The 21,901-nt window shown below is 55.8% G+C and carries 11 protein-coding genes and 1 pseudogene; 7 read left to right on the forward strand and 5 right to left on the reverse strand.

Annotated features, from left to right (window positions below):
* Positions 1-200: 200 nt before the first annotated feature.
* The 4 genes from glsA (at position 201) to TERRO_RS10065 (ending at position 6,262) form a co-directional block, all read left to right on the forward strand.
* A complete protein-coding gene (gene glsA / locus TERRO_RS10050; protein WP_014785889.1) occupies positions 201-1,250 on the forward strand; it encodes a glutaminase A in 1,050 nt (349 codons plus the stop codon).
* A gap of 286 nt (positions 1,251-1,536) precedes the next feature.
* Positions 1,537-2,484 (forward strand): DUF481 domain-containing protein, encoded by a 948-nt coding sequence (locus TERRO_RS10055; RefSeq protein ID WP_245536283.1) that lies wholly within the window; start codon positions 1,537-1,539, stop codon positions 2,482-2,484.
* 80 nt (positions 2,485-2,564) lie between these two features.
* Positions 2,565-3,932: a metal-dependent hydrolase family protein gene (locus TERRO_RS10060; protein WP_014785891.1), complete on the forward strand. Its 1,368-nt coding sequence runs from the start codon at positions 2,565-2,567 to the stop codon at positions 3,930-3,932.
* A gap of 161 nt (positions 3,933-4,093) precedes the next feature.
* Complete coding sequence (locus tag TERRO_RS10065) at positions 4,094-6,262, forward strand: patatin-like phospholipase family protein (protein ID WP_014785892.1); 2,169 nt, start codon at positions 4,094-4,096, stop codon at positions 6,260-6,262.
* Between the two features lie 1,188 nt (positions 6,263-7,450).
* On the opposite strand, the gene TERRO_RS10075 is transcribed toward TERRO_RS10065, so the two are convergent.
* Positions 7,451-8,617 (reverse strand): amidohydrolase family protein, encoded by a 1,167-nt coding sequence (locus tag TERRO_RS10075; RefSeq protein ID WP_157178318.1) that lies wholly within the window; start codon positions 8,615-8,617, stop codon positions 7,451-7,453.
* A gap of 366 nt (positions 8,618-8,983) precedes the next feature.
* Here TERRO_RS10075 and TERRO_RS10080 point away from each other — a divergent pair, with 366 nt between their 5' ends.
* On the forward strand, positions 8,984-10,786 hold the full coding sequence (locus TERRO_RS10080; protein ID WP_041593226.1) for an amidohydrolase: 1,803 nt from the start codon (positions 8,984-8,986) through the stop codon (positions 10,784-10,786).
* Positions 10,787-12,295: 1,509 nt separating this feature from the next.
* Here the strand turns inward: TERRO_RS10080 and TERRO_RS10090 are convergent.
* Positions 12,296-15,844, reverse strand: coding sequence for a TonB-dependent receptor (locus TERRO_RS10090; RefSeq protein ID WP_014785898.1), 3,549 nt, complete (start codon positions 15,842-15,844; stop codon positions 12,296-12,298).
* 46 nt (positions 15,845-15,890) lie between these two features.
* Positions 15,891-17,387, reverse strand: coding sequence for an MATE family efflux transporter (locus tag TERRO_RS10095; protein ID WP_281047872.1), 1,497 nt, complete (start codon positions 17,385-17,387; stop codon positions 15,891-15,893).
* A 908-nt stretch (positions 17,388-18,295) separates the two neighbouring features.
* Here TERRO_RS10095 and TERRO_RS10105 point away from each other — a divergent pair.
* Both TERRO_RS10105 and TERRO_RS22645 read left to right on the forward strand, forming a co-directional pair.
* A complete protein-coding gene (locus tag TERRO_RS10105; RefSeq protein WP_014785900.1) occupies positions 18,296-19,126 on the forward strand; it encodes a glycosyltransferase family 2 protein in 831 nt (276 codons plus the stop codon).
* A gap of 7 nt (positions 19,127-19,133) precedes the next feature.
* A pseudogene (locus TERRO_RS22645) lies at positions 19,134-19,464 on the forward strand (DUF1738 domain-containing protein); the annotation flags it as partial.
* Between the two features lie 254 nt (positions 19,465-19,718).
* On the opposite strand, the gene TERRO_RS10115 reads toward TERRO_RS22645, so the two are convergent.
* Together TERRO_RS10115 and TERRO_RS10120 are read right to left on the reverse strand one after the other, a co-directional pair.
* Positions 19,719-21,122: a sensor histidine kinase gene (locus TERRO_RS10115; protein ID WP_014785901.1), complete on the reverse strand. Its 1,404-nt coding sequence runs from the start codon at positions 21,120-21,122 to the stop codon at positions 19,719-19,721.
* Between the two features lie 7 nt (positions 21,123-21,129).
* Positions 21,130-21,867: a response regulator transcription factor gene (locus TERRO_RS10120; protein WP_014785902.1), complete on the reverse strand. Its 738-nt coding sequence runs from the start codon at positions 21,865-21,867 to the stop codon at positions 21,130-21,132.
* Between the last annotated feature and the right edge of the window lie 34 nt (positions 21,868-21,901).

Consider the following 21,901-nt stretch of genomic DNA (forward strand, 5'->3'; position numbering starts at 1 on the left):
GAACGAATTATCGCCTCAGCAACTATTCCACTGCGAGCCTTGTCGTCCAACCGAAGATCAATGTTCTCTTCGGAGCCGAGTTTATCTACGGCAGCCTACAGCGGAAGAACGGCTTTTACTGGGTGGCGCCCCGCCTGCAGATCAGTGCCACATATTACCTAAACAAGCATCCCCGAGAGTAGTCATATAGAGGCCTACCAATGAGATCAACGCAGAAGATTCTGAGAATCGTGTTCAGCGCAAGCTTCCTGCTGGCTTCCTTCACATTCGTCAGCGCTCAAAGCAATCGAAGTCCAGTCGCGCCCACCCCAGAACAGTTCCAATCAACGCTGGGCAACGCATACGAGAAGTTCAAGGGCGACACGGGAGGAAAGAATGCGGACTATATCCCGTACCTCGCTCATGTTGACTCGAAACTGTTCGGCATCGCGGTTGTGACGACAGATGGAAAGCTATACAAGGTTGGGGACGTTGAGTATGCCTTCTCCATACAATCGATCTCCAAGGTGTTTACGCTAGCGCTGGCCATGGAAGAACTCGGCCCCGACGAAGTGCTGGCAAAGATTGGCGGGGAGCCTACGGGGCGACCGTTTAATTCGATTCCTGCCGTGGTCGATATGCCGAGCCATGCGGGCAACCCATATGTGAATGCCGGTGCAATCGCCACGACGAGTCTGATTTCAGGCGCCGATCCCGTTGCAAAGTGGGCAAAGATCCTTGCTTTTTACAGCGAAGCAAGCGGAAGCAAGCTTTCCTTGATAGACGAAGTATATAAATCCGAGGCCGCCACCAACACAGGGAATAAGGCCATCTCGATGCTGTTGGCGAAATACGATCGCATCTACGCGAATCCGTTTGAATCGGTCGATGTTTATACCAAGCAATGCTCAGTAGGTGTCACGGCGGATCAGTTGGCGGTGATGGGAGCAACGCTTGCCAACAACGGAAAGAATCCTATGACCGGCAAGCAGGTGGTCAAACAAGATAATGTCCCACACATCCTTGCAGAAATGATGATGGCCGGGCTGTATGACGGCTCCGGACAGTGGGCCTGGACCGTTGGGATCCCCGCAAAGAGCGGTGTAGGAGGGTCCATTCTTGCAGTAGTGCCCGGAAAAGGAGCGATAGCTGTCTTCGCGCCACCATTGGACGAGGCTGGAAATAGCGTTAAAGCTCAAAAGGTCATTGGATATGTCGCCGACAAGCTTGGCATCAATCTTTTCGCGGCGAGTTCGGTTGGTTTGAAGTAAAAACCGTCTCTTCTGGGAAATGTGACAGCGCGACCAATTGCCAGGCGCTGCCAAGTTAGCTTTCAGCCGCTGGCGCTAAGTGAAGACAGGTACGGACAAGCGAATGGGGCGAGACCGGACTGGCCAATCGATGTCAACTTTTTCCCCTCGGCCCTTACGTGACAGGACTACCCGACCAAATCGGGAGGAGCGGAGGACTTTCTGGGGACTTGTTTGGTTTGCCTCGATGTGTCTATCTGCAACTCCTTCCTACTGCTCGAGCCGGGAGAAAACGGACGTGATTTTCATGAAGAACGGAGACAGAATCACCTGTGAGATTCGGTCGCTCGCAAGGGGACAGCTAACGATTAAACAGGCCTATGCGAACACCGTTGTCCTTCTCGACTGGGGGCAAATCAGCCGTATCGAATCGACGCAGCGTTTTTTGGTCATCACTGCAACAAGAGAGGAGATCAGCGGACAGGTGTCGGAGGCAGCCGACGGAAGCTTGCTGACCGTAACCGGAAGCGTGAATAGAAAAGTTACTCATGACGATGTCGTGAGCATTCAACAGACAGGCGATGGTTTCGCACGGCACCTGCGCGGCAACGTGGATCTGGGTTTTAGTGTGGCTCAGGCGAACTCGCAGCTGAACGTCGCGTTGAATGGGGACATAACTTACAGCGCAATGCGGCGCATCTTCTCTGTGAATGCACGGTCCCAGTTTACGAGTCAAAGGGAAACTAGAAATACAAGGGAGCTTGGATTGCAATCGGAATATTTTCACCAGCTAAAAGGTTCCACTTGGTATGGAGGCGGCATTGCTAATCTACTCTCCAGTTCGGAGCAGGAGATCGCACTACGGACTACCTTAGGTGCCGCACTCGCAGTTCATCCCATTTCTACGAACAGTAGGGCCTTCACAATGATAGGGGCCTTGGCTTACACCGCTGAACAGAACTCGCCACGCACCGCAACACCTTCTAGGGCGGATAGCATCGATGCCGCTCTGGCAGTTCAAGGTGCCAGATTTCGCTTCGATTCTGCGAGCGCAGATACGACATTATGGATTCTGCCGAGTCTGACTTATCCTGGCCGCGTGCGATTGACGATGAGCCAGGATGCATACTACAGGTTCCTGAAGGACTTCTACGTTCGCGCCAGTTTCTATGACAATTATGACACCCGGCCGGTGGCGGGAGCTCCTGCAAACAATCTTGGAATATCTACGACTGTAGGATGGTCGTTTCGATAGTGCTGCTCAACTAGCAATGGCCCCGTTCGTAGCGACAACCGAAGCGACGCTATCTTTCGCTTATACAGTTCGGAGACACCATGTACCCACGAGCTTGTCAGATATTGGTCTTCATCAGCGGCGGCCTCTTTTCCGCTTTAGTTCATGCCCAGGTGGCAAGGGAGCCTGCGGTGGGCGCAGTGACACTGTTCCAGAACGTGCGTGTGCTACAGAAGTCCGGGCAGCTCTCAGCACCCTCTTATGTGTTGGTCCGGGGCAACAGGATTGAGCGCATCGCAACTTCTGCTGTGCCAACAGACCGCAGCGCGTCTACCAGAATCATCGAGGGAGGGGGGCGCACGCTGATGCCCGGTTTGATCGATGCGCACACTCATATTCTGCTGCAGTCGATTCCAATGTCCGTCGCGATGACTGCCGACATCGGCTATTTGAACCTGGTCGCCGGGCAAGCAGCGAGCGAAATGCTACTTCGTGGATTTACGACAATCCGCGACCTTGGTGGACCGTCCTTCGGTTTGAAGATGGCCATCGATCAGGGACTCATTCCAGGCCCCCGAATTGTCCCGTCTGGCGCGTTTATCTCTCAGACGAGCGGACACGGCGACTTCCGTATGCCCTACGAAATCCCGCGCACAGTCGGTACACCGCTAAGCCATTCGGAACAGGAGGGAGTGGCCGCCATCGCTGACGGTTCCGATGAGGTGAGGCTGCGCGCCCGCGAGCAGTTGATGAAGGGGGCGACGCAAATAAAGCTCATGGCAGGCGGGGGCGTTGCCTCTCCTTACGATCCGCTCGACGTCGCGCAATACACAGAGTTTGAGTTTCGCGCGGCTGTAGAAGCAGCGGAAAACTGGGGCACCTACGTCACTGTTCATGCCTACACGCCTAAAGCCATACGGACGGCGATCGCGGGAGGAGTGAAGTGCATCGAGCACGGTCAGCTTGCCGATGATGCGTCAGCGAAGCTGATGGCAGACAAGGGTATTTGGTGGAGTCTGCAACCATTCTTGGATGATGAAGACGCGAATCCGCAACCAGCGGGGTCGACAAATCGGCAAAAACAGCTGGAAATGTCGGCTGGGACAGACACAGCTTACAAGCTTGCGAAGAAGTACAAGGTCAAAACAGCATGGGGCACGGACACACTGTTCGATGCAAAGCTCGCATCACGGCAGGGGGCTCAGTTGGCCAAGATGGTGCGCTGGTACACGCCGTCCGAGATTTTAACGATGGCCACTGCGGATAATGCAGAACTCCTGGCAATGGCTGGCGCCAGGAATCCATATCCCGGACGGCTGGGAGTGGTGGAAGAAGGTGCTCTGGCGGATCTTCTGCTTGTGGACGGCGACCCCATCGCTAACATTCAGTTGATCACCAATCCCGGGAAGAATCTCTTAGTCATCATGAAAGATGGAGTGATCTATAAGAACCAGATTTCGCTTCCATGAACGAAAGGCGGGGTCTGAGCTCAACATCCGTCACTATCCCATCCTGAGCTCAATGTACCTTCGCATGCATGCCAATTAGTGAGAGAAGGCTGTCGATGAACCACTTACCTGCTATTTCGTATCGAGCGAATCGTCGTTCTTCATCAGGTGCAGCTGCAGTTATGCTTCTTCTATTGGTGGGCGCGATTACAACCTCTGCGCAATCCACTCCTGCACCAGCAAGACGGCCCACGATCGGCGTAGCACTCGAAGGTGGTGGGGCCCTTGGATTGGCTCATATTGGAGTGCTCCGCTGGTTTGAGAAGAATCACATCCCCGTCGACTATATCGTCGGTACTAGCATGGGCGGCTTGGTCGGTGGCCTATACGCGACCGGGCACAGTCCCAGCCAGATCGAAGGCCTTGTTAAAACGATGGACTGGCCACTCATCATCGGCGGTGAGACGCCTTACGAAGATCTTTCTTTCCGCCGCAAGCAGGATCACCGCGCGATTCCGACAAGCCTCACGCTCGGGTTCAGACGGGGAGCGGCTCCGCCTTCGGCGCTAAACGCCGGCCAACAAATCTCCATGGAAATCGATCGAGCGACGTTGCCATATTCGACAGTTGAGTCCTTCGACGACTTGCCGATCCCTTTCCGTTGCGTATCGACGGAGTTGATCTCTGGCCAGTTGCATGTCTTCGACCACGGCCCCATCGCTCTCGCAATGCGGTCCACCATGTCACTACCAGGTGTGTTCGCACCCATCCGCGACGGAGACAGCTTGTATATCGATGGGGCGCTTGTGGACAACCTTCCCACTGATGTGGTTCGCGAGATGGGACCTGACATCGTGATCGCGGTTCACCTGCAGGTTTCCGCGGCAACTGCTAACGATATTCGGTCTTTGTTTAGTGTTCTGGGACGGTCAATCACGGTAGGGGTAGCAAATACGGAATTGCGGGGAATGGAAGGGGCGGACTTGGTGATTAAGGTAGATGTCTCCCGATTCAACAGCCTGGAATATGAAAAAGGAGATGAGCTGATCGAGCAAGGGTTTCAGGCCACGGAAGCAAAATCCATGATTCTCCGGCCCTATGCACTCAATCAAACTGACTGGGATGCATATCTTAAAAATCGTGACGGCCGTAGGCAAGCACCGATCCCTGTCCCGCGTTTCATAGCAGTCCAGGGAGTGAATGGAGGAGCTCAAAAGACAATCGAGACATCTCTGCAACAGATAATCGGCAAGCCGCTCGATACATCACACCTCGAGGCCGACCTGACGCGGCTGACTGGACAAGGCAGGTTCGACGGTGCCTCATATGGTCTGACACGCAAAAACGGCGAGGATGGATTGCTTGTAATCGCACACGAACAGGAATACGCGCCGCCGGTTTTGCAACTCGGCTTCGAAGTAAGTGGCGCCCAGCCTGACAATGTGAACTTCACGCAGGCAGGAAGACTCACCTTCATGGAGATCGCCGGGGCTGGATCAGAATTGCGGAACGACTTCCAGTTCGGCAATACCTACGGTATAGAGTCTGAGCTCTACAAACCATTTGCAGGGCGGTCACAATGGTTTTACGCGCCGCGCATCAGCGCAAACATCTCCCAGCAGCGAATCTACTCCAACGCGCTTCCTGTAGCTCAGTACAGTTTTGGCCGGGCAGCGGGAGCCCTTGATTTTGGCTATGCGGTTAGCCGTTTCACCGAAGTCCGCGCAGGGTATGAGACTGGTTACCTTGATGCCTCTCTCAGGCTTGGGACTCCAGAATTTTCGTCCGTGAAAGGAAGAACCGGCACATCAAAGCTCCGGTTCGAGACATTGCATCTCGACCACCCAATCATTCCAAGACGCGGCTACGTGGGCCGGTTTAGTTTTGACTGGGTCGATACAAGCCCAGGTGCTAAAAGCGCGTATCCCAGTGTGCGGTCGTCTGTGAGCTATTTCAAGACTGTGTCGCGCGCCGCTTCCGTCTTCTTGACGGCGCAGGGTGGCACTACCCTTGGATACCGGAACACCGGTGTTCCGCAGTTCCTCATGGGAGGGGTTTCCGGCTGGGTAGCTTACGGGGCGAACGAACTGAGGGGCAACCAGTTCTACCTTTTGCGGGCCGGCTATATGCATTCGCTTTTCCGAATGCCACCCTTCCTTGGAGGGAACGTCTATGGTGTGACGCTCTTCGAAGCAGGGAAAATGTTTGCCTCGCCTCAGGTGAGCAGGCTGCCGACGGATGGTGTGGCGGGCATGATCGCGGTCACAGCCGTGGGGCCAGTGTTCGTCGGCGGTGCCGTAGGCGACACAGGCCATGCGAAGTGGTTCTTCTCCCTCGGGCATGTTTTCTGAACTGCTGCCAGATCTGAATGTCAGAGACACATCACGCCCGGACTTGGCTGGAGGAAAACGGTGAGATCGCTGAGAACAAACTTTGGAATCGGTCTAGCGCTTGTGCTTACCGTCTGCACTGCCAGCTTCGCTCAGGTGCAAAGAATAGACCGGCGGCAGGTTACGGGACTCGTGTCCATGGGGGGGCAGGCATTGCAAGGTGCGGTCGTGTATATCAAAGTATCCCCGACCCTAAGAGTCCGCACCTACATAACACAGGAAGACGGGTTGTATTCGTTTAGTAGTTTGCAGTCGCATACTGATTATTTGCTTTGGGCGTCATATCACGGTCGGCGTTCTAAGATGAAAAAGATAAGCCACTTTGATCGCGCACTCGACCGTAAGATCCTCTTAGTAATCCCTGAACACTAATGTCGCACCGTCTTCTGTTAGAGCCAAGATGCTGCCGTTCGTCTGGTGGCATATGATTTTTTCGGTTTCTTGTTAGCTCCCCTGTTTCTGCTCGGCTGCACTTCCAGCCCGCGCAGCCAGGATATCGTCCGCAGGTCAACCGCTGCCGTGACCAGGACTGTTGTCAACGATGCGAAAGTAGCGGCTCTTAGAATCCGCGACGATCTCAGACGCAATCCTGACAACGAGCCTGTGGACATCAACACTTTGTCCAGAATTCACCTTGAAGGCCTACCCGGTGTAACGGCGGCTATCGCCGAACGCGTGATTCGAGGCCGGCCCCTACAAACGCCCCTCTGATCCATCGCCACATCCTCTCTCAAGCGCATTATGATAAGGCCTCTCCGAGGCTCGTTGCTCATTAGCTGGCTGTCGTCACCGTTTAGAAACACGAGCGGTCGCTTGCCGGGTACGATGCGTGACGATAGCCGATCTCGAGCTTGGTCGACTCGGGCTGCGGGTGGATCGATTCGACCATGATGGGCTAAACGAGAGTCAGGCTATACCCCGGCAAATCGCTTACATTCAATTATCGTTCTCGAACCCGCCTGCACGTATTTATGGGCCCACGAATATCGAGCACATTCGCGGCCTTGCAGTGTTTAGAAGAAGAGTGCACTGACCTCAGTCGCCGTTAGCTTCTACTTTCAACTCTAGTACCAATCTCACCTTGGTGTTCCTATAACGCAGCCCCGGCTTATCTTCCGTAAGCAGTACGAGCATCATTCTTCCTGCTAGTCACCGACTCGACAGCTGTCCCCGCAAAACAACAGCCGTGATGTCTGTCTGCAAATACCTAAGATCCTCCTGCGGATTGCGGTTCAGTATCAGCAGATTTGCGTAGTACCCCGGCTGAACCCGCCCCACGCTCTTCAGGCCGTAAGCGCGATCAAAGTTTACGGTTGCTGTTGCCAGCGCCTCGTCGTTGGTCAGCCCGAGGACTTCCTTCATCTTGTAAAGATCATTCAGTAGAGAAAGCCCTGGCAGGGTCCCGAATCGCGGATTCGCGCTTGCCGCCAGATACCTTGCACCGTTCCGTTTGTTAGCTCTCTCCAGCGCATAGAGCGACTCAGCCCACTGATTGTTTGCGTAGTTCGTGTAGACGGATTCGCTGACTCGCGTCATCGGTATGCCGCAGGTATTCCGCTCTTCGTAATACTTCGAGAATGCCGCGAACGTAGCGAAGTCGTGGAAAGAGTAGAGGCCAAGGGCTGGCGTGAGAAAGAAGTTCTTCACGAGGAACTTGGAATGCTCCTGCGTGGTCGAGCTTTCCCCATCGACCGCTCTATAGAAATTGAGTAACGAGGATGCGTTTGTCTGAAGATCCGGTAAGTCTCGGATGGAGTCCGGTGCCAGCGGGTCAAAGTACCATTCCGTGTGTAAAAGATTATGAACCCCCACCGCGTCACGATAGGCCGCTGAAGCCAACTCCGCGTTGATGCGGATCTTGTTGTCTTCCCGAAGGCGCGGCAGCAGATACGCCATCTGGCTTGCGTTCATATCCTTATTTAGATCGACAAATTTAACACCGTCGCTGTTTTGGAGAGCGCTCGAAACCTGTTCGTCGAGCTGATCCAGCGTAAACGTGCCGCCAATGCCACGGCTCTTTATCAACGCCATGGGATAGATCACAGGTGAAGGATTCAAGCTGAGGTTAATTGCTCCACGATCCAACCCTGCCGTCGCAACGACCGAAGTGACTCCATAACGAATCGCCTCGTCAGCTTCGCACTGCGTGCTCATTTCACTCAGTGAGTCGGTCAGGCCCGCCATAATAAACTTGCCTCTGACATCCACAGTAGGCTCATCGTCGGGATACTGATCCTCCGTGTAAATCGCCGAGATGCGATCTCCCGTCACTTCGATGACGGAATGCGCAGCCAGCCCTTCGGCCGGGCGAATCAATGTCGCTCCAACTAGAAGATACGAGCCGGACCGAAACTCACGCGCACAAGACGAGAGCAGCGGTAGAAGCGACAGACCAAGGAGGCCGAGGTAGTTCATGATCCGCATAGCTATCCAAACCAAATCGTAGGTACAACCAACTCTTTCATGATGAGTGGGGCGTAAGGGTCCAGGCAGCTACAACTTATGGGCGCTCTTTGCTCCAACAGACGCGCTATTGGAAATCGAGCTATGGGAAATTAGGCTCACGAGAGCCCGCCCCACCGGCAGCGTCCCTAGAGACACCACTAAAGAACACCAAAGGATATTTTTATGTGCATCGCTTGTACGTTGTCTGACACCCTGGGCAGACTTGCTTCCGATAACATGCAGCCTGATAAAGGCTCGATTGTCGGTCGGCGCCAGTTTCTGAGCGGTGCTCTCGCCCTGGCGAGCGTAGCGAGTTTGCCTGCTTCGGCCATGATGAGGGATGCTAAGGGTTCGTTCGTGAAAGCTATTCCTTCCCGAGACGGGAAGGCCACGGTGGTCTTTACCAATGGGGCCGTCTACACCATGAATTCAAAGGCTCCCTGGGCGGAGGCTGTTGCGGTCAATGGTGACAAGATCGTCGCCGTCGGCACGAGCGCCGAAGTGAAATCCAGCATCGGTAAGCGCACAGAGGTCATCGATCTCAAGGGACAGATGCTTCTTCCTGGCTTTGTCGAGGGGCACACTCACCCGTTTCTCGGAGCCTTTTTTACCTCAGGTGTGGACCTGCAGTACCCCACGCTCGAAGAGGCACTCAAGGAGATCAAGAAGTATGTAGCCGCCAACCCGACTGGCCCGCTGCGCGGTTTTGGATGGCGCATGGATATGTTCCCGAAGGAAGGACCGACCCGCCAGATGCTGGACGAGATTGTCAGCGACCGTCCCATCATGCTTTTCGCGATCGATGTCCATAGTATGTGGGTGAATAGCAAGGCGCTTGAAGTCGCAAAGATCACAGCGAAGACTCCCGATCCGATTCCAAACTTCAGCTATTTCGTTCGCGATAAGAATGGCGAGCCAACGGGGTTCGTGTTGGAGGTGCTTGCCGAGCTTATGGTGGCCAACGCAGTAGAGCCCGTCACGGTGCAAGCGATGTCTGCCTATCTTGGGAAGTGGCTACCGAATGCGGCGAAGGCTGGCATCACGACATTGTTCGACGCGTCTGTGCCGCCCGTCTCGGGCGATGAGGGCGACATCATCCAGATCTACGCTGACTATGAAGCGAAGGGTGCCTTACCGTTTCGCGTCTCGGCATCGCACGTAGTTAAGGGTGCCAGCGGTGTCGCAAAGGCGGTAGCGAAGACACAAGGGCTCGCCAGACGATTTCAGAGTTCACTAGTGAACGCGCGCACGTTGAAGATCGTAGCGGACGGGACAGAGGAAGGCTGGACGGCGTACATGCTGAAGCCGTATACCGATAAGCCGAATGAAGTCGGCACACCACCATTCACCCAGCAAGAGATGGACACGATGGTCTCGTCGGCCGACCTTGCCGGTATCGATGTGCACATACACGCCTGCGGCGATGCAACGGTCCGCATGGCGCTGAATGCCATCGAGCATACGATCACGACAAATCCTCTGCGGGACCGTCGGAACACAATCGCTCACAATGTCCTGGTGGATGATGCGGATTTACCTCGCTTTGCAAAGCTAGGGGTAGTCTCCGAGTTCTCGCCTAACTGGCACTCCTACGATCCAGACACGACACAAATCCTTCTGGAACGTATGGGACCAGAACGCCAGGGAAAGATCTACCGACCGAACTCGATCCTGAAGGCAGGAGGTCGTATCTCCATGGGCACTGATTGGCCAGCGGCGGGATATTTTTCGACCTACAAGCCACTCGACGCAATTCAGATTGGTGTGACTCGTAAGCTGCTGGACAAAACCGACGCGGACCCCTGCCTTCAACCTGAGAGCGAACGTCTTGAGCTTTCGGACGCCTTGCACGCGAACACGTTGGGAGCGGCCTACCAACTCCGCATGGAGAAGGAGATCGGTTCCATCCAAGTCGGAAAGTGCGCCGATCTGGTGGTTCTCGCAAAAAACCTCTTCAACGTGCCGAAGAGTGAGATCGCCGGCACGCCGGTGAGAATGGCCATGCTGAACGGCCGCTTTACTCATCGAGAAGCTTTCTAAAGGTTGAAGAAACGATTTACGGCTCGCCTGCGAAGGCGAGCCATTCCCTGTTACTGGGGACTGATGTTGAATGCAACCGACTTCGAACTCGTTCGTCTGGAGTAGAACCAGACAGTCGACTTATCTGGCCTGCAGACGTCGGCCCTGCCCCATCGATGCCGCCACACTCGCGAAGGATCCTCAGGATCGAACGCGTCAATCAAAGTACTCATCTAGATTGAATCATCGTTCAACCCTCAACTCGCGGATTGAGCGATCCTAGAACGCGTGCCGGTGAGGTGAAACATCATAGCGTTTTGTCTGACTCTCCAAGGCAAACTGCCAGATTCGGCAGCACGGCGGATGCCAGGAGCAATCAGAGAAAGACTGCCCATTGTTGAAATGGCCTTATTCTCTAGAGGTTGCGCCGAGTCAAGCCGCGCAATCCCGGCTCCGTCTTCGCAACAAATGCAGCCAGCCGGTCCCAACGCCGTCGCCCCACTCCTCGATCTTCCGGTTGAACACAGAGGCGATTTCCCAATGGAGCTCGATGAGTGTGGCATTGACTGCCCGCACTGCCCTCTCACAGGGCGCGGCGATCAGTCTCGCGATCTGCGCGAAGCTCTCTCCTTCGCTTCTTCGCGCGATGGGACTCGTTTGTCCGATGGTCGAACTTGAGCTTGCCGGGTCATTATTTTCCGCCTCACGGACTCTTGTATCGACCATAGTCAACCTGACTCAACAGCTGACTTGAATGAGGCCTACCTTGCTGCACCGAAGTGCTCAATCTCCGTCTCCGTCGCGTCGCAGCTTCGGCCGCTAAGGACCAGATCACACAGTCGCTATCGCTCTCCCCGACTGTGCCGCCCTCGGAGACTGACCGCAATCACGGCTCCTTCTCGGTTGAGCTGGCTTCCTGCCAGACACGATTCTTTTCTTCACACAGACCGGAGTGGCCACCGTCCGGACGCGGCAGCTCTCGCCCGAGAGATCGATGATCGCCTACCGGTCCTCACGCATCGGAATGGCCTCAACGGTGAGCGAGGCTAGTCTTCCCTGCTCCAGAGAGCGCAGCCGACCAGCAGCGCCAGAATCGCGGAGTCCCACTTCCCCTTAGCGGTCGATGGGTCCGGCACCGCCAGCAGTTACCTCTCCTGTTCTTGGTCTGCCAGTTTCTGAAGCGAGTTCCCTTGTCCCGCACAGTCGGGATGTCGGCCAGTTTAGCTGCCTCTCCGCGGGTGAGCATGTCGTCCTTCTGGGCTTCGGAAGCCGGTTTCCGAACCGCCGCCAAACGCACACTGGCTCACCACGCCGTTCTTGGTGCAAAGCGTCCGACAGCCCGCATTCACGACTCGCACCTTTGCCCCCACCAGTGGTGCCACCTGCTCTTCAACTCCACGGCTTTTAGTTAGGTAACGGTTTCAACCCTGCGTGACCTTAAAGACAATTCGTCGTCGGCCCTACGAAAGCCTCGCTTCAAGTCGACAACATGCGTACGGAAGCGGAAACGATCGGCAGGGCGCCAGGCGATCAGAATTCGACGCGCAACGATACCTGTCCGGTTCTATTCCCTCCAAAGTCTGATCCCCGTGATTGCGTGATCTTGCCGAAGCTGGCAGACGTCAGGTCGAGCGTGGGATCGGCTAAATTGGTATGGTTCAGCACATTAGTAAATGTGCCTTCGGTACGAACTCTCAAGCTCTCGCGAATTCGGAACGTTTTGCTAATTCCAGCAGAGAGGTTAACGGTACCCGGCCCGCGTAGATCCCCAACTGCTTCTGAGCCATAACGTCCGATGGGCCGCGACCCTACGCCGACATCACAAGTTGCGATGGACGCTGGATCCGAGCTGCCGGGGCACGCAAAGGCATTTCGATTGAACCAATGAGAGCGTGTGCGCTCTCCGCTGTTCGCATCTGCGATACGGTCCGGCCGCTGGTTTGCGCCACCAACATACGTTCCGGATCCCGTTCCGGACGGATCGATGTAGCCCGCCGGGAAATAGGCCGTCAAAAACGTACCGCTTTGCATCAGGAAGATGTTGCTCAACTGCCATCCGCCGAGAAGCGTGTCCGTAACCCGATTCATGTTGCTGCCGAAGATTCGCCCGCGACCTACTGGTATCTCATAGATCAATGTGGACAGCCACCGGTGGCGGCGGGTCGCGGCAACATTGCCATAATCCACGTGGCGGTCGAAGCTGTCCGTCGCACTGTAGCCACCCTGCTCATCGACGAAACCCGCTGAGTTGAAGTTGCCGGCGCTCCCTTGGTTGTCGGAAAGGTTCTTGGCAAGCGTGTAGGTGGTTCCGAATGACAGGCCGCGACTCATCCGCCGTGTGAACTCTACCTGCATGGACTGATAGTCTGCCTGGGCCGCTGTGCTCCGATTCGTCACCTGGTAAAAGTTCGGGAAGGGGTAGTCCGCCTGCGATGCCTGTGAGGACAAGCGCGTACTGGACCTTGCTAACTGATTCAGTTGTGGCTGCCAGATCAGGTGCCATGTGTGCAGTCCAACATAGGAGATACGACCGGCAAGGTTATGTCCAAAGTCATGGTCGATGGATAGATTCGTTTGCAGGGAATAGGGGTCGTGCCAGTTGGGGTCGATGGCGCTATAGAAGTAAACGCTGCCGAGCGCAGGCGTGAACTGTCCGCTGGCGGCGGTATTGGGGAAGACAAATGTTGGTGGAACAAACGTCGACGAGCCTGCTGTGTTGGAACCACTGGAGTAGTAATTGGTGAAGGTCTGGTAGTTCTGCTGCAGTGTCTGCGCGATTGCGTAAAAGAGAGCGCCTGTCGTGGTGATGTTGAAGTAGCCCGCGCCGCCCCGCAGAACCGTTTTGTCATCGCTGAAAGGACGATAGGCAAATCCAACACGCGGCATGAAGCGCAGGTGCGGTGCTTTGCGCAGACCCGCAGGCAGACCGGCATCGACATTGCTGACAACCGGCGTGCAAGGAACGCCGGCAACGCTACCGCCGCTGGCATACGGGTTGTTCACACCTGCGATAGGGCATGCATTCACATTAGCCAGTTCCTGCACATCAAGTGCACTTGCATACCCTGACGGGTAGATCAGCCTCCCGGTCCGCGCCACGGATGGATCAAAGTTGCCGGCAAGTCCATTGGAGGACGCCAGCGCCGGATGGTACTCATACCGTAAGCCGAAGGTCAGGTTGAGCCGTTCAGTTGCCTTCCAGGCATCTTGTGCATAGAAGGCGAAACTGTTTGTGGTCGCGTCATTGTCCTGGCGGATGTTGTTGCTTTGGTTCTGGTACGGGACGCCTGCCAGGAAGTCTGCAAACTGGTCGCCGGTGGCCGTGTTCTGCGCGTCGAAGAGGAAGTTGCCGTAGTTGATTGAGGGTGTGGCGCCTCCGGCCTGCGTGTGCGCTCCAAGGTGTCGAATGTCGAATCCCAGGCGCATGGTGTGCCCGCCTGCCGTGTACGTGACGTTGTCGATGTATTGAAATACTCGCGAGCGCTCTTCATAACCAAGGCGCGACCCGATGGAAGTGACAGGAGCATCACCACCGTTGAAGTTGAGGTGAGGGATGCCGTTAAAGAATGGCGTCACACTCGTCGTCAGGCCCGTGCTCTGTGTGAATCCCGAACCATCGAAGGGGTTGCTATTGCCATCCTGCTCCAGTGTGAAGCCGAACTTAGCCTCATTGGCTAGCCGTGGCGTGACTGCAATATTAACGTTACTGGTCAGAATGCGATAGCGCGCGTAGGCCGTGCTGTTCGGAAGGGTCAGGTCGATCGGTTGCGATTGATTATTATTCTTCCAGGAGTAACGGACCGAGGCGGTTATCTTGCTTCCAATGACCTGGTCAGCACGTACATCGAATTGATTTGAGTTGATGTCGTTTCGCCGCGAACTGAGATAGTTGTAGCCACGATCGGCAACAGCGGCCGACAAAGAGAGATTTGCGTCGATATTGGGATCAGGATAGAACTGCAGGAACTTGGCGGAGACTGGATTAACGGGCAGGATGTTTCCTGCGTACGTTCCACCGGTGAAGGGGTTCTGCAGCGGCGTGGATGTCTCCTGCGAGAAGTTTCCCTGTTTCATCAGAACGGTAGGCACAGTGCGCTGCAGCGGCGTCGTCTGTGGGAAGCGAAGTCCCTCAAAGGCTCCGAAGAGGAAGGTTCGATTACGTCCGTTATATAGGTGCGGGACTACGACAGGGAGACCAACGCTTGCCCCGAAGTCCTTGGCGTCTTTCTGTGGCTTGGTGCTCGCATCAGCGCCAAAGGGTGTCGCATCTAATGCGTCATTCTGGTAGTACATGTAAGCCGAGCCATGGACCTGGTTCGTACCGCTCTTCGTAATGGTTGTGATCTCACCAGGCTGACCGTACTCGGCGTTGTTATTAACGCCGTCGACGCGGATCTCAGCAATGGATTCTGCAGACGGAAAGGCATCGGCTTGCACGTTGTTACTGGTCTGATTTTGCGCGGAGATGCCATCGACCGTCGTGTCCGTCTGCGAAGGCAGACCACCCTGGATGGAATAGCGCACCGAAGGGGCGGGACGCGTTGATGGCGCTGGTGGATAGCCTGCACTGTCTGGCTGCACACCAGGTAAAGCCTGCACCACGCTCAAAGGCGAGGTGGATCCTGCACCACGATAATTCGCCGGTAAATCAAGGACCGCCTGCGGTGTCAGAGTGGCTGATATCTGAGCGTTTTCTAGGTTGATCAGCCCCGCGTCTGTCGCGCTGACCGTGACCGCATCGTTGACATCGCCCGTTTTGAGTGTGACGTCGAAGCGCAGTTCCTGACGCGACTGCAGCAAGATGCCCGTTGACGTCGATGTAGACAGTCCCGCTGCCTGAGCCATGATGTCGTAGTGGCCTGGCTCAAGATTCAGCGAGGTATAGCTTCCGTTGCTGTCGCTTGTGGCAATACGGTCCGTATTGCTTTCCGTCCGGTGCAGTCTAACGGTTGCATTTGGAACGCGAGCACCCGTCTTGTCCTGGACGGTGCCGGAGATGCTGCCAAGCGTTGACTGCGCCAGAGCACATGGCGCGACGACGACAACAAGCGCAATGGGGAGGAGAGAGCGACGATGCATGTTAGGCCTCAAGATTGTGAAGTAGAAGTGTGGTCCGCGGTGCGCTTCAACGCACTCGCAGCGGGGACAGCAAAGCAATGGAGTGAGTGGCATCTGCTGCAGCTTCCGACCGCATACGATGTTGCCAAAGGACGGTAAGAAGAAGACCGGAACTTACGGAGGCGATGGCTCTTCCCATCCACAGTCCGACAGCGCCATATCCCAGGGGAAACGCAAGTAAGTACGCCGCCGGCATACCAAGCACCCAGTTACAGAAGACGCTTACCCACAAAGGCGTGCGCGTATCACCAAGTCCAGTTAAGGCAGACGCCTGCACTACGAATGCCGCATCGCCAAGAATAAGAACGCTGCACAGCCAGAACAACGGCGTCGCTGCTGCAACGACGTGGTTGTCTGTCGTATAGAAGGAAGCGAGCTTGTGAGCGAAGCTGAGAAAAGCAACCGCTGCAATCGCTCCATAGCCAAGCGCGAGCAACATTGTCGCCTTGGTAGCGCTCCGCACGCCGCGCAGGTCGTTACGTCCAGCGGCTTGACCAACACGGATCATCGCTGCGTAAGAGAGTCCGGTTGGGACCATATAAACGAACGCGTTCAAATCAAGTGCCACCTGATGGGCAGCAAGCAAATTCGTTCCTAGCCGAGCACAAAGTAGCGACATGAACGTAGATATGCCGAGTTCCAGGGAGAATTCCAGGCCGGAAGGCCAACCGACTTGTAGCAGCGCCCGCAGCCTTGCTGCATCCGGACGAAGCGTGGCGAGCCTCGGGCGCTGGTGCATCTGCCGCAGAGCGAAGACCACGCCGGGTACCAGTAACAGCAACATCCAAAAACGCACAACAACCGTGGCCCACCCTGAGCCTGCGAGTCCCATGGCAGGCATGTGCCAGTGCCCATACAGCAGAAGCCAGTCGAAGAGCAGATTCACAGCTCCAGAAGTTACCAAGGACGCCGTGATGAGTCCGACACGGTTGATGGATTGCAGAAACCGCCGCAATGCCATGTAAAGCATCAGTGGAACGGTGGACCAGACCAATGCACGAAGGTAGGTTTGTGTTATTAAAGCGACATCTCGTGAGACGCCAAATCGCGGCAGCAGAGTGCCGAAGCCAAGGGTGAGAAGCATTACCAGCGGCGTCGCGAGGACAACGATCCACATCGACTGCGCAAGCATGCGCACACACTCTTGCTTATCGTTACGTCCGGCAGCCTGCGAAACATAGGTCTCAAGGCCATTAAGCAGGTAGATCGCAAAGAATGCGATCGCGTAGTAAATTGTGTTGCCAAGCGAGGACGCAGCGATAGCCGCCGCGGAATGCGGCAGTCGTCCGATCATGAGGGCGTCGACAATATAGGTCGACATCCAGCCCAACTCTCCAAGCGCAAGGGGCAACCCAATGCGTGTGCATGCGGCGACCTCGCGTCGAAGGCTAACGGCAGATACCGCAGGCGCATTCTCAAGCAGCGCACTGCCATCAGCGCTGCTTGATGAAATAGAAAGCAACTCAACTCCTTGAGGGATGGATTCTTCCTTCTGATGCAACATGCGTGCTGCTGAAAAATCAGATTTTGACAGAGTGAAACGCGGAACGGCTTCTGGTTTCACATGCGAAACATAAGCTTGAAACTCGTCTGGGGAAGGCTCTTCAAGAGCGACACCAGATCATCTGAGCCTGAGAGGATTTCATGCGCGTTCTGGTTCTTTCGCCGCATCGTGATGATGCAGCCTTCTCATGCGGATTGATTCTGCACGAACTTCTCTCCGCAGGACACAGCGTTTCCATCGTGAACGTTTGCACAGTCAGCCGATACGCTCCCCTACGCCTCGCAGGACAGCCACGACGTTACTCGGCTGGTCACTGCACTGCGGATGCGAGAAGACCTCGTATTTATACAAACGATCTTGCGGGCAACTGGAGCGAAGAGCGACCAGGTCCATCTAGGGGATCTGGCATGGCAGGATCTGCCAATTCGCTGGGGAACGGAGGACGCACACTCCTTGTCTCCAGCAGACCTTCGGCAGGACGAGGTGCAATCGTTGGCGCGGAGCTTTGCCTCACTCCCCTTTACAGATCTCGTGTTGGCGCCGATGGCCTTGGGAGGCCATATCGACCATCGACTGGTCTACGAAGCAGCTAGGCACACCTTTAGCAGTGCCCGCCTTCTCTTCTACGAGGATCTGCCGTATGCATGTCGGATGTCCGCAGACAAACGAGAGAACTCTGCTTTGAGCCCCGGACAGGTGCTTCAGGAAGCATGGTTTCCACTGGAGCCGGCATCCGCTGCGTCGAAGCGAGATTACGCGATGTGTTATCCATCTCAGATCGCGGTCGACGTCTCCGACGAGATGCAAACATACGCTATGGCCCATAGCGGCAGAGAACGGTTTTCCGCGAGCCCAGAAGCATTACAGAAGCTGCGCACCGCGCTCCAGAGACAAGGAGTTCCCGATTGATGAAACTACCCTCTCCAAGTCAAGAGAACGCGGGCCCTGAAGTCTCTATTCTGATGACGGCGTTTAATAGCTCCACATATCTTGCGGAGGCCTTCGATAGCATTCTGAGTCAGGCAACATCTCGCATTTGGGAACTTCTCTTTGTGGACGACGGATCCACCGACGGAACTCTTGCCATCGCTCGGCAGCATGCGAACCGGTATTCCGGAAGAATTCGTGTTCTGGTACATCCGGGCGGTGTCAATCGAGGGATCAGCGCGTCACGTAATCTTGCGCTGCGTTATGCCCGCGCGCCTCTAATCACTTTCCTCGACTCCGATGATGTCTGGCTTCCACACCATCTGGAGACGCAGGCGTCTTTGCTGGATGACATGCCCCACGTAACGATGGTTTATGCAGCGGCCGAACGCTGGGTCGACTTCACAGTCCCGTTCCATGAACAGAGCTCCCGCGCAGCCAACTGGGGAAGTAATTACATACCACCGCTGATACCCAGGGGGGCGTCCGTCGGTCTGCTGGCACGTGGAGAACTGCTACGTTGGTTTCGGGAAGATGAGAGTATGGTCCCGTGTATCTGCACGGTCATGCTAAGAACCGCAGCGGCAAGGATGGTTGGCGGCTTCTGTGCCGACTTCCGAGGACTTTACGACGATCAGGCGTTCCACGCAAAGGTCGCACGGCAATACGATATTTATGCGCACGACGTTTGTGTCGCGCGTTATCGTCAACATCCGGCTTCGTGCTGTGCTCGGGCACGTTTGGATGATCAGATTGAGCAGAAGGAGCGCGACAAGTTCCAGGCATTCCTGTCGTCGACTCAAGGAACTTGATCGATGAAGCTACGGCGGCCGCGTCGCCATCCTTCCCGGACAGGCACCCGCCGAGGAGTTCAGCACCCTTGCGCATGAACTCGCATACGAAATGCTCCACAAGGCAGAGCGCCGCACAGCGACCTCAGAGACCGTACGTGAAACAGCAGACCATCGGCCTTGACGCTGGCCAAGCCTCCGCCGACTACATCCACCTGTTGTACGGCAACGCCGTTCTGCTGACGGAAAGCCTCGAGGTCATCTAGAAGACATCAGATCTCATCCTCTCTTCTACTGAGACGGCACCCGACGCAGCCAAACAGAACAAAACCACCGAAGCAGTCGCGGAGGTGGCGTAGTGCAGACCATCCTCAACATCCTCACGCATGCCTCTTGGTGATCCATCCTATGAATGAGACTCGTGACAGGCCGCTCCGCACCCGCTATTCCAGCGATTTGGGACATCTGAAGTCGTGGCTATGGGATCTGGGCATAGTGGAAAAGATATCGATGACTTCATCGTCTCCCTAGTTCGCGATCCGCTCCTTCCTTCGTCGGTCAGCGTGTCGGCCTTCTAACCAGAGAAACAGCACGATGTATGTGTGGCGGGTGTTTATGGACGGAGGATCTTCTCTGCGTTGTGGTTGTCGTTGTCGAAGGAGGGTGGCAGCAGTATCTGAACATTTAGACCTCCTGCGGATCTGTTGCTTGCCATAATTTTGCCTCCGTGGAGATGTACGGCTCGCTCCGCGATCGCCAGCCCTACGCCGAAACCACCGGAGCTCTCTGATCTCGCCATGTCGACCCGATAGAACGGGCGGAATATATGAGAGAGATGATCGAGCGGAATCCCGGGGCCGGTATCTCTCACAGAGACCTTGAAACCGCCGGGCGGGATCTGAACAGCCATTGCCTGATGGACGTCAAGGTTGCTGAGCTCGACTTCCACGACGCCCCCGGGCGGCGTATAGCGAATCGCATTTCGGAGGATGTTCTCGATGGCGCGGCTGAGCATGACAGGCTGCCCCGTCATTAAGCTGTTCCTCACGTTAGAGTGAAACTCGATTCTGCAACCCCGTGCACTTGCCTCAAAGTTCGCAGCCTCCAACAACTCTTCGATCAATAGCTGCATTTCGAAACTGTCCAGACGAGGCGTCTGCCGTGTGCTCTCCAGCAGCGAGAGCGTCAGCATCTCTCCGATGAGTTCATTGACTTTCCCTGTCTCTTGCTCCATGTGATCGAAGACTGCCTGGTCGGCGTTGCTGTCCTCTCGGGCGAGTTCGACGGCCATACACAGGCGTGCGAGTGGCGAACGAAGCTCGTGTGAAACGTCACGGATGAGCATTTTCTGCGCGTCGATCAGTTCGCTCACGCGATCCGCCATGCTGTTGAAGTCGGCCATTAGTGTCCGCACATCGGCGCTGTCAAATTGTCCCCAGCGTGATGGGCCTGGAACAGGAAGACGAGTATCCAGGTCGCCGGCAGTAAAGGTGCGAAATGCTGCAGAGAGGGCTCGAAGGGGACGAGTCAGCAGGTACGCAAAAAGGAACGTCACCAGAATGGACAGTGGCAAGGCGCTCTTAGGAAATGGTGGGAATAACGGAGGACGGATAAATGGCGAACTGAGGACGATAAACCACTTTGCTCCCGAAGCCAGCGTGATAGGCATCGCATGAATCCATTGACTGCCGTTCCTCTTACCGGTCAATGCGTCCTTGCTGATGGAACGCTGTAGGGCTTCTGCTTCTACCTGCGTTATCGAGCGGCCACAGAGTGGTTTCCCCTGGGCGTTTGCAACGATCCAGAGAGGATCAGAAAGCGAAACAGCAGAACAACCGTGGGAGCGATAGTCCTCGAGCGCTATCGTCAGAGTGTGTTGCGCGGAACTCTTGAAGATGGCTTCCAGCTCAGTCGGAGAGTGCGGCACGTCATCCGGAAAGAAGATAGTCGCGCCTACGAACACGGCAAGCGTTGCAAGCCAGAAGGAGAGAAAGAGTTGCAGGAAGAAGGTGCGCATCGGCTACTCAGGCCTCTTCCATGCGAGCCACCGGCATGGATGGAGAGAAGAGGTAACCGGTGCTCCGTATCGCGATGAGTCCGCCCGTGAACAGTGGAAAGACTTCAAGCTTCTTACGCAGACGCGAGACGTGCATATCAACACTTCTGTCGTACGCGCGATGCGGCCTTTCCAGCGCTTCGATGCAAAGAACCTCTCGGTTAAGCACTTCGCCCGGATGAGATAGAAAGATGCGCAGGAGGAGGTATTCCACGTCCGTAAGATCGATTGAGCGGCCATGGAACGTTATCTGACGGTGCAACGGATCGATGGCAAACCCCGGAGTTGCCTCTGCAGCAGGCATATCAGCGCGAGGCACGACATGCGCGCGACGAACCACAGCGCGCATGCGAGCGAGTAACTCTCGTGGGTTGAACGGCTTCGGAAGATAGTCGTCCGCTCCCATTTCGAGGCCGACAATCCGGTCGATCTCTTCGCCTCTTGCGGTAAGCAGAAGGACATGGGGGTTCATCTCGCGTTGGAGACGACGCAAAACCTCAAAGCCATCGAAATCCGGCAACATCACATCAAGGACGACTAGTTCCGCACGGACTCTACGTGCGGCCTCCATGCCCGATGCTCCGGTGTGTGCAGCAGTGACGTCCCAGCCGTGACGAGTCAAGTAGTCCCGCAGCATCGAGCAGAGTTTCACGTCATCATCGATGACCAGCACGCGGTCCTTCTGGATGGTCTGCGCTTCTGTCATGTGTATCCAGCCTCTTCCCTAGTCTGCGCCCAAA

The organism is Terriglobus roseus DSM 18391, assembly GCF_000265425.1.
Taxonomy (GTDB): Bacteria; Acidobacteriota; Terriglobia; order Terriglobales; family Acidobacteriaceae; genus Terriglobus; species Terriglobus roseus.

What these genes read in the sequence shown, in the direction of transcription:
- TERRO_RS10060 (WP_014785891.1), top strand. Translation starts at nt 2,565, where the DNA reads ATGTACCCACGAGCTTGTCAGATATTGGTCTTCATCAGCGGCGGCCTC.
- glsA (WP_014785889.1), top strand. Translation starts at nt 201, where the DNA reads ATGAGATCAACGCAGAAGATTCTGAGAATCGTGTTCAGCGCAAGCTTC.
- TERRO_RS10080 (WP_041593226.1), top strand. Translation starts at nt 8,984, where the DNA reads ATGCAGCCTGATAAAGGCTCGATTGTCGGTCGGCGCCAGTTTCTGAGC.
- TERRO_RS10105 (WP_014785900.1), top strand. Translation starts at nt 18,296, where the DNA reads ATGAAACTACCCTCTCCAAGTCAAGAGAACGCGGGCCCTGAAGTCTCT.
- TERRO_RS10090 (WP_014785898.1), bottom strand. Translation starts at nt 15,844, where the DNA reads ATGCATCGTCGCTCTCTCCTCCCCATTGCGCTTGTTGTCGTCGTCGCG.
- TERRO_RS10065 (WP_014785892.1), top strand. Translation starts at nt 4,094, where the DNA reads ATGCTTCTTCTATTGGTGGGCGCGATTACAACCTCTGCGCAATCCACT.
- TERRO_RS10055 (WP_245536283.1), top strand. Translation starts at nt 1,537, where the DNA reads ATGAAGAACGGAGACAGAATCACCTGTGAGATTCGGTCGCTCGCAAGG.
- TERRO_RS10095 (WP_281047872.1), bottom strand. Translation starts at nt 17,387, where the DNA reads ATGTTGCATCAGAAGGAAGAATCCATCCCTCAAGGAGTTGAGTTGCTT.
- TERRO_RS10115 (WP_014785901.1), bottom strand. Translation starts at nt 21,122, where the DNA reads ATGCGCACCTTCTTCCTGCAACTCTTTCTCTCCTTCTGGCTTGCAACG.
- TERRO_RS10120 (WP_014785902.1), bottom strand. Translation starts at nt 21,867, where the DNA reads ATGACAGAAGCGCAGACCATCCAGAAGGACCGCGTGCTGGTCATCGAT.